A 5,731-nucleotide genomic window follows, 5' to 3' on the forward strand; every position below is an offset into this window, starting at 1 on the left:
GCGTTCCGCCACCGCCAGGCGTGGTCGACCGGGCCGATGCCGGCGCCAAGCGCGAAGCCGGCTGCCAGCGCACCGGTGACGTACTCCTTGGCCGCCCGCACCGCGTCGGGCACCTCCATCCCACGGGCCAGAAACGCCGTGACCGCGGACGCGAGGGTGCAGCCGGTGCCGTGCGTGTGCCGGTTGTCGTGCCGCGGCGCCCGGAGCAGGACCGTCCGCCTGCCGTCGGTGAGCAGGTCCACCGCGTCGCCGCGCAGATGACCGCCTTTCACCAGCACCCAGCGGGATCCGAGGGCGAGCATCGCCCGAGCCGCATCCGGCATGTCCTCCTCGTCGCGCACAGCGACGCCGGTGAGCAGCCTCACCTCGTCCAGATTCGGGGTCACCACGGTCGCCAGCGGCAGCAGCCGTGTCCGGACGGTCTCGACAGCCTCAGGGGCGAGCAGCGGATCGCCGTGTTTGGACACCCCGACCGGATCGACCACGACCGGGACGCCCGCATCAGCCAGATCGGTCAGCTCGGCCGCCACCGCCGCCACGATCCACGGCGACGGCAGCATCCCGGTCTTGACCGCGTCGACACCGATGTCGTCCACAACGGCCCGGATCTGCGCGGCGACGGCGTCAGCGGGCAGCTCCCACACCCCGCGTACCCCCAGGGAGTTCTGCGCCGTCACCGCGGCCAGAGCGGTCATCCCGTGGACGCCGAGGGCCAACATGGTCTTCAGGTCGGCTTGGACGCCGGCACCGCCGCCGGAGTCGGATCCGGCGATCGTCAGCGCTCGAGGCGGGGCCACAAACACCACGCTACGGCTGGACCCGGCCGGTTCAGCGGCGGAAGTGATCCCAGCCACGTGGTGTGCCCGTGGCGTCGCTGGCGGCCAAGCCGTCCAACTGCGGGTCGCGCAGGTCCGGCGGGATGTCGTCACCGACAAGCCGCACCCCGGCCCGGGTGCTCCCGGCCGGTTCACCGGGCCGGGACGAACCGGCCGGGAGCACCCGGCCGATCACCGCCACGCCGGCCGGCACGGCCGCGCCCGCCGGCAGCGTCCCGACCAAGCCGTGGTCCTCACCGCCGGTAAGCAGGTGCCGCACGCCAACGCCGGGAACGAGGGCGCTCAGAGCGGCCACGTCCACCTCGAACACGACCCCGGACGCGGTGGCCACATGCCCGAGATCGGCGAGCAGCCCGTCGCTGACATCCACCAACGAACTCGCGCCCGCCCGTGCCAGGGCTGGCCCGGCCGCATACGGTGGCGACGGACGGCGGTGGGCGGCCACCAGCGGCCCGTCCCGCACACCGGCGAGCAGCAGGTCGAGGCCGGCCGCCGAGCGGCCCACCGTGCCGGCGAGCACGACCGATTCCCCCGGCCGCGCTCCGGCCCGCGTCAGCGGGGCACACCCCGCCAGATCGCCCAGCGCGGTCACCGCCAGGCAGATCTCGCTCGCGCTGACCATGTCACCGCCGACGATGGTCGCGCCGACCAGCGCACACTCGTCGCGCAGACCGTCGGCCACGCCGTCGACGATCTCTATGGGCGTGGCCGACGGGCAGGCCAGGCCGATCAGCAAGGCGGTGGGCGTGGCTCCCATGGCCGCCACATCCGCGAGGCTCTGCGCGGCGGCCTTGCGCCCCACGTCGTACGGAGAGGACCAGTCGAAACGGAAGTGGCGCCCCTCGACCAACAGGTCTGTGGTAGCAATCACATCACCAGAAGGTGCGGGGACCACTGCAGCGTCGTCACCGGGACCCGCGGGTGGCCCAGGTGACCTCAACCGGGTCACCACCCGGGCGATCAGAGCAAATTCCCCGGCGTCGGACACACTCACCGGAGCCGATTGCCTGTTACCTTCTGTCGGCCCGTTGTTCTGCGAGACGGGTTGTCGGCATGCGACGAGGGAGCGTCTGTGGTCCACGCGTACATCCTCATCCAAACTGAGGTTGGCAAGTCCTCCTCGGTGGCCAAGGAGATCGAACAGATCCCCGGAGTCACCCAGGCAGAAGACGTCACCGGCCCTTACGACGTGATCGTGCGCGCTGCGGCGGCCAGCGTCGATGAGCTGGGAAAACTGGTCATGTCACGGGTGCAGGCAGTCGATGGCATCACCCGGACTCTGACGTGTCCGGTGGTTCACTTCTGACCCGGCCGACGGCGGTGCGATCATGACTCTTCGCGCTGCCGGAGGCCCGAACCGGTACCTCGGGGTGGCACGGCCGGCAGGCTCGGGCACCCCTGTTCGACGAACACGCGCCGCTCGCATGATGGCCAGGATCTCGATCCCGGCCGTCGCGCGGGCCATCGTCCTTACCACCATGATTCTCATCACATCCTGCGCGGGATCTCCAGGTCCGGTCACGGTCAACCTGGCGCCCAGCCCGGCCGGCGACGAACGGTCGGCCTGTCTGAGACTCATCGCGGCGCTGCCCTCCTCCCTGGGTGCGGGCCTCGGCCGCCGCGAGGTCAGACCGGCGTCACCGTTCGTCGCCGCCTGGGGCTCCCCCCCCACGGTGCTGTCGTGTGGGGTCCCCGGGGCCGCCGCGGCCTACCGCCCGGACGTGACCCTCTCAGTTGTCGACGACGTCGGCTGGTTCGCCGAGGAGCGTGGTGCCAGCGTCCGTTACTCCACGCCGACCAGACGCCCCCAGGTGGTGGTCATCCTGCCCGCGTCGGTGCAGGCGTTCGATGTTCTGGTCACGCTTGCCGGTCCTGTCCGCGACACCACCAGACCGACGGTCGCCTGACCCCACCGCGGTCTCAGCGCAGCCCGGTGCCGCGGCGCACCGCGAGTGCGATCAGCCGGTCCACCAGCGCCGGGTAGTCCAGGCCGGTCGCCCCCCACATCCGGGGGAACATCGAGGTCGGGGTGAACCCGGGCATGGTGTTGACCTCGTTGACGACAATGGAACCGTCCGGGCACCAGAACATATCCACTCGCGCGAGGCAGGCGCAGTCCAGCGCGTTGAACGCCCGCACGGAAAGATCACGAATTCTGGCCGCGGCCTCGCCGGGGATGTTCGCCGGAACATCGAGCCGGACCGCGTCCGACAGGTACTTGGCCTCGAAATCGTAGAACCCCGCTGAGGAGGTCACCGTCACCTCAGCCGGGACGCTCGCCTCCGGCTCGCGGCCGGACAGGCTCTCCAGCACCCCACACTCGATCTCACGGCCGACGACGGCAGCTTCGACAAGCACTTTCGGGTCGACCGCGCGGGCGGCCTTCAACGCGGTCTCAAGCTCGTCCCACGCATCCACCCGGCTGATGCCGATGCTGGAACCACCTCGGGCCGGTTTGACGAACACGGGCAGCCCCAGCCGTTGCCGGTCGGACGCGGTGAGGCCCTGCCCCCCGCGCAGCACCACGAAGGGCGCCACCGGCAGCTGCGCGGCCGCGAGCAGGGTCTTCATGTGCTGTTTGTCCATGGCCGCGGCGCTGGCGAACACTCCAGAACCGACGTAGGGCACACCGGCCATCTCCAGTAGCCCCTGCACGGTGCCGTCCTCGCCGAAAGGCCCGTGCAACAGCGGGAACACCACGTCGACCGCACCGAGCCCGGCCTTGTCAAAGCCGGCCTCGTCAAGCCCGGCCCCGTCAAGGCCGGCATCCCCGGATCCGGGCCCGGTCCGCACCGGGCCGAGAGCCCTCAGGCCACCGGCGGTCGGATCGCCCGGCAGCGCCACCGGCGTCCCCGTGTGGTCGACGCTGGGCAGCACACCGGCACGGATCTCGAGTGGCGCCGGATCGCCCGAGCCGAGCACCCACCGGCCATCCGGGGTGATACCGATGGCCACGACCTCGTAACGTCGTTGGTCCAAGGCGCTAAGCACGCTTCCGGCGGACACGCACGAGATCGCGTGTTCGGTGCTGCGCCCGCCGTAGATGACGGCGATCCGGATCCTGCGCGGGGTACCGGGCATGACCGGACCCTAACCGATCGTCGGTCACACCACCGTGCGGTCGACGTCACGGAGAAGCCCATACCGCGGCGACGGCCGCCGGCAGCGGTGGTTCAGGCGACGGGTCCACGATGCTCACGATGCTCATGGCCTGGCTCGCGGGTCATCAGCTCCTTGACCGCGTCTATCGGAGCGAGACCTTCGTAGATGACCCGCTCCACCTGCTCAGTGATCGGCATCGCCACGCCCAGCGACCGGGCCAGCGCCAAGACGGGGCCGCAGGAGCGGACGCCCTCGGCGACCTGGACCTGTTGAGCGTTAGCCGTGGCCAACGTCATGCCCCGGCCGAGCTTCTCACCGAAGGCGCGGTTGCGCGACAGCGGCGACGAGCAGGTAGCGACAAGATCCCCCAGGCCGGCGAGGCCGGCAAACGTCAGCGGGTCGGCGCCCATGGCCGCGCCGAGCCGGGTCGTCTCGGCAAGCCCTCGGGTGATCAGGGAGGCGACCGTGTTGGTACCAAACCCCATCCCCTCGAGCATGCCGGCGGCCAGCGCGATCACGTTCTTGACAGTGCCGGCGAGCTCACAGCCAACCAGGTCAGAGTTGGTGTACGGACGAAGATAGGACGTCCAGCACGCTGCCTGCAGGTCGCTGGCCGTCTGTTCACAGGCGCTCGCCACGACGGTGGCCGCCGGCTGCTCGGCAGCGATTTCGCCCGCCAGGTTCGGACCGCTGACCACCGCGATCCGCTCCGGGCCCGCGCCGGTGACCTCCCTGACGACCTCGCTCATCCGACGGCAGGACGCGATTTCGATACCTTTGATCAGACTCACGTAGACCGCGGCCGGCGGGACAAGCGGGGCCCAGCGCGTCAGGCATCCGCGCAGGGCCTGGGACGGCACCGCCAGTACGACCAGATCGGCCTCGCGGAGCGCCTCCGCGGCCTCGCCCGTGGCGCTGACCTGGTCAGGCAACGTGAGTTCGGGCAGATAGCGAGGGTTGACGTGCGAGTGGTTCACCGCGCGCACGATGTCGGGCTCACGCGCCAGCAGGGTAACCCCGGCGCCGGCGTCCGCGAGTACCTTGGCGAAGACCGTTCCCCAGGATCCGGCGCTCAGCACAGCCGCTCTCGTCACCCGGATCGCCTGCCAGCCGGACGTCCGCCCCCGAGCCCGCCGCGGCGCGGCTGAACCGGGCGCCGGATGGCGACGACCGTCGCCAAGGTGATCCGGGCACCGGGTTGTTCAGCTGGCCTCACGTCGCAGGAGTCTCGCTCAGCTACCTGAAGCCTGTCGAGAAGGCTGCTGATCGTGTCCGATCGTGTCTCAGCGCTGACCGGATAATGAACAGATGGCAACCAGAATATTACTATGCGATAGCAATCGCAACAGCCAGCAAGGGACGCCCGCGCCCACGGCCCGGCCGCGACGAATGCCATAAGGTCGGGACGTGACACCCGCGCCACTCAGGACATGATGGTTGGGCCGGCCTGGGTGATGGTTGTGCCAGTCAAGCTCTTGGCCGCGGCCAAGAGCCGGCTCGCCCATCCCGAGCGCGCGGCCCTCGCACTCGCGATGGCCCAGGACACCGTGGCCGCGGCCAGGGAGATCGATGCCGATGTGGTGGTGGCCGTCGTCGTCGTGACCAGCGACCGCACGGCGCGGGCGGGCATGGTGGGTATGGCGGACACGTCGGATACGGCCCGGGGCGCGGCGGGGAACGCCGCGAGCCAGCGCTCCACCGACGCTCGGGTGGTCGTCATCCCCGACCTGCCGGGCACCGGCCTCAACGCGGCGTTGACACACGGTGCGGCCGAGGCCGCGCGGCGCTGGCCC

Annotated in this window: 6 protein-coding genes and 1 pseudogene; 3 read left to right on the forward strand and 4 right to left on the reverse strand. The window is 70.6% G+C overall.

Features of this window, described 5'->3' with window-relative positions; all coding sequences use genetic code 11:
• Positions 1 to 806 (reverse strand): bifunctional hydroxymethylpyrimidine kinase/phosphomethylpyrimidine kinase (thiD, locus tag MJ785_RS04495; protein ID WP_370651598.1); only part of this gene is annotated, 806 nt, incomplete at its 3' end.
• A 22-nt stretch (positions 807 to 828) separates the two neighbouring features.
• Complete coding sequence (locus MJ785_RS04500; protein WP_370652866.1) at positions 829 to 1,917, reverse strand: thiamine-phosphate kinase; 1,089 nt, start codon at positions 1,915 to 1,917, stop codon at positions 829 to 831.
• Here MJ785_RS04500 and MJ785_RS04505 point away from each other — a divergent pair.
• Together MJ785_RS04505 and MJ785_RS04510 are read left to right on the forward strand one after the other, a co-directional pair.
• On the forward strand, positions 1,909 to 2,142 hold the full coding sequence (locus MJ785_RS04505; RefSeq protein WP_239310346.1) for an Lrp/AsnC family transcriptional regulator: 234 nt from the start codon (positions 1,909 to 1,911) through the stop codon (positions 2,140 to 2,142). The two genes, MJ785_RS04500 and MJ785_RS04505, sit on opposite strands and share 9 nt — an antisense overlap.
• A 118-nt stretch (positions 2,143 to 2,260) precedes the next feature.
• On the forward strand, positions 2,261 to 2,743 hold the full coding sequence (locus MJ785_RS04510; RefSeq protein WP_239310347.1) for a DUF3515 family protein: 483 nt from the start codon (positions 2,261 to 2,263) through the stop codon (positions 2,741 to 2,743).
• Positions 2,744 to 2,756: 13 nt separating this feature from the next.
• On the opposite strand, the gene MJ785_RS04515 is transcribed toward MJ785_RS04510, so the two are convergent.
• Together MJ785_RS04515 and MJ785_RS04520 are read right to left on the reverse strand one after the other, a co-directional pair.
• Positions 2,757 to 3,917, reverse strand: coding sequence for a D-alanine--D-alanine ligase family protein (locus MJ785_RS04515; RefSeq protein WP_239310348.1), 1,161 nt, complete (start codon positions 3,915 to 3,917; stop codon positions 2,757 to 2,759).
• 92 nt (positions 3,918 to 4,009) lie between these two features.
• Entirely contained in the window at positions 4,010 to 5,032 is a 1,023-nt protein-coding gene (locus tag MJ785_RS04520) for an NAD(P)H-dependent glycerol-3-phosphate dehydrogenase (protein WP_239310349.1), read from the reverse strand.
• 360 nt (positions 5,033 to 5,392) lie between these two features.
• On the opposite strand from MJ785_RS04520, the pseudogene MJ785_RS04525 reads away from it, so the two are divergent.
• A pseudogene (locus tag MJ785_RS04525) lies at positions 5,393 to 5,731 on the forward strand (2-phospho-L-lactate guanylyltransferase); the annotation flags it as partial.

The organism is Protofrankia sp. CiT1 (assembly GCF_917627335.1).
Lineage (GTDB): Bacteria > Actinomycetota > Actinomycetes > Frankiales > Frankiaceae > Protofrankia.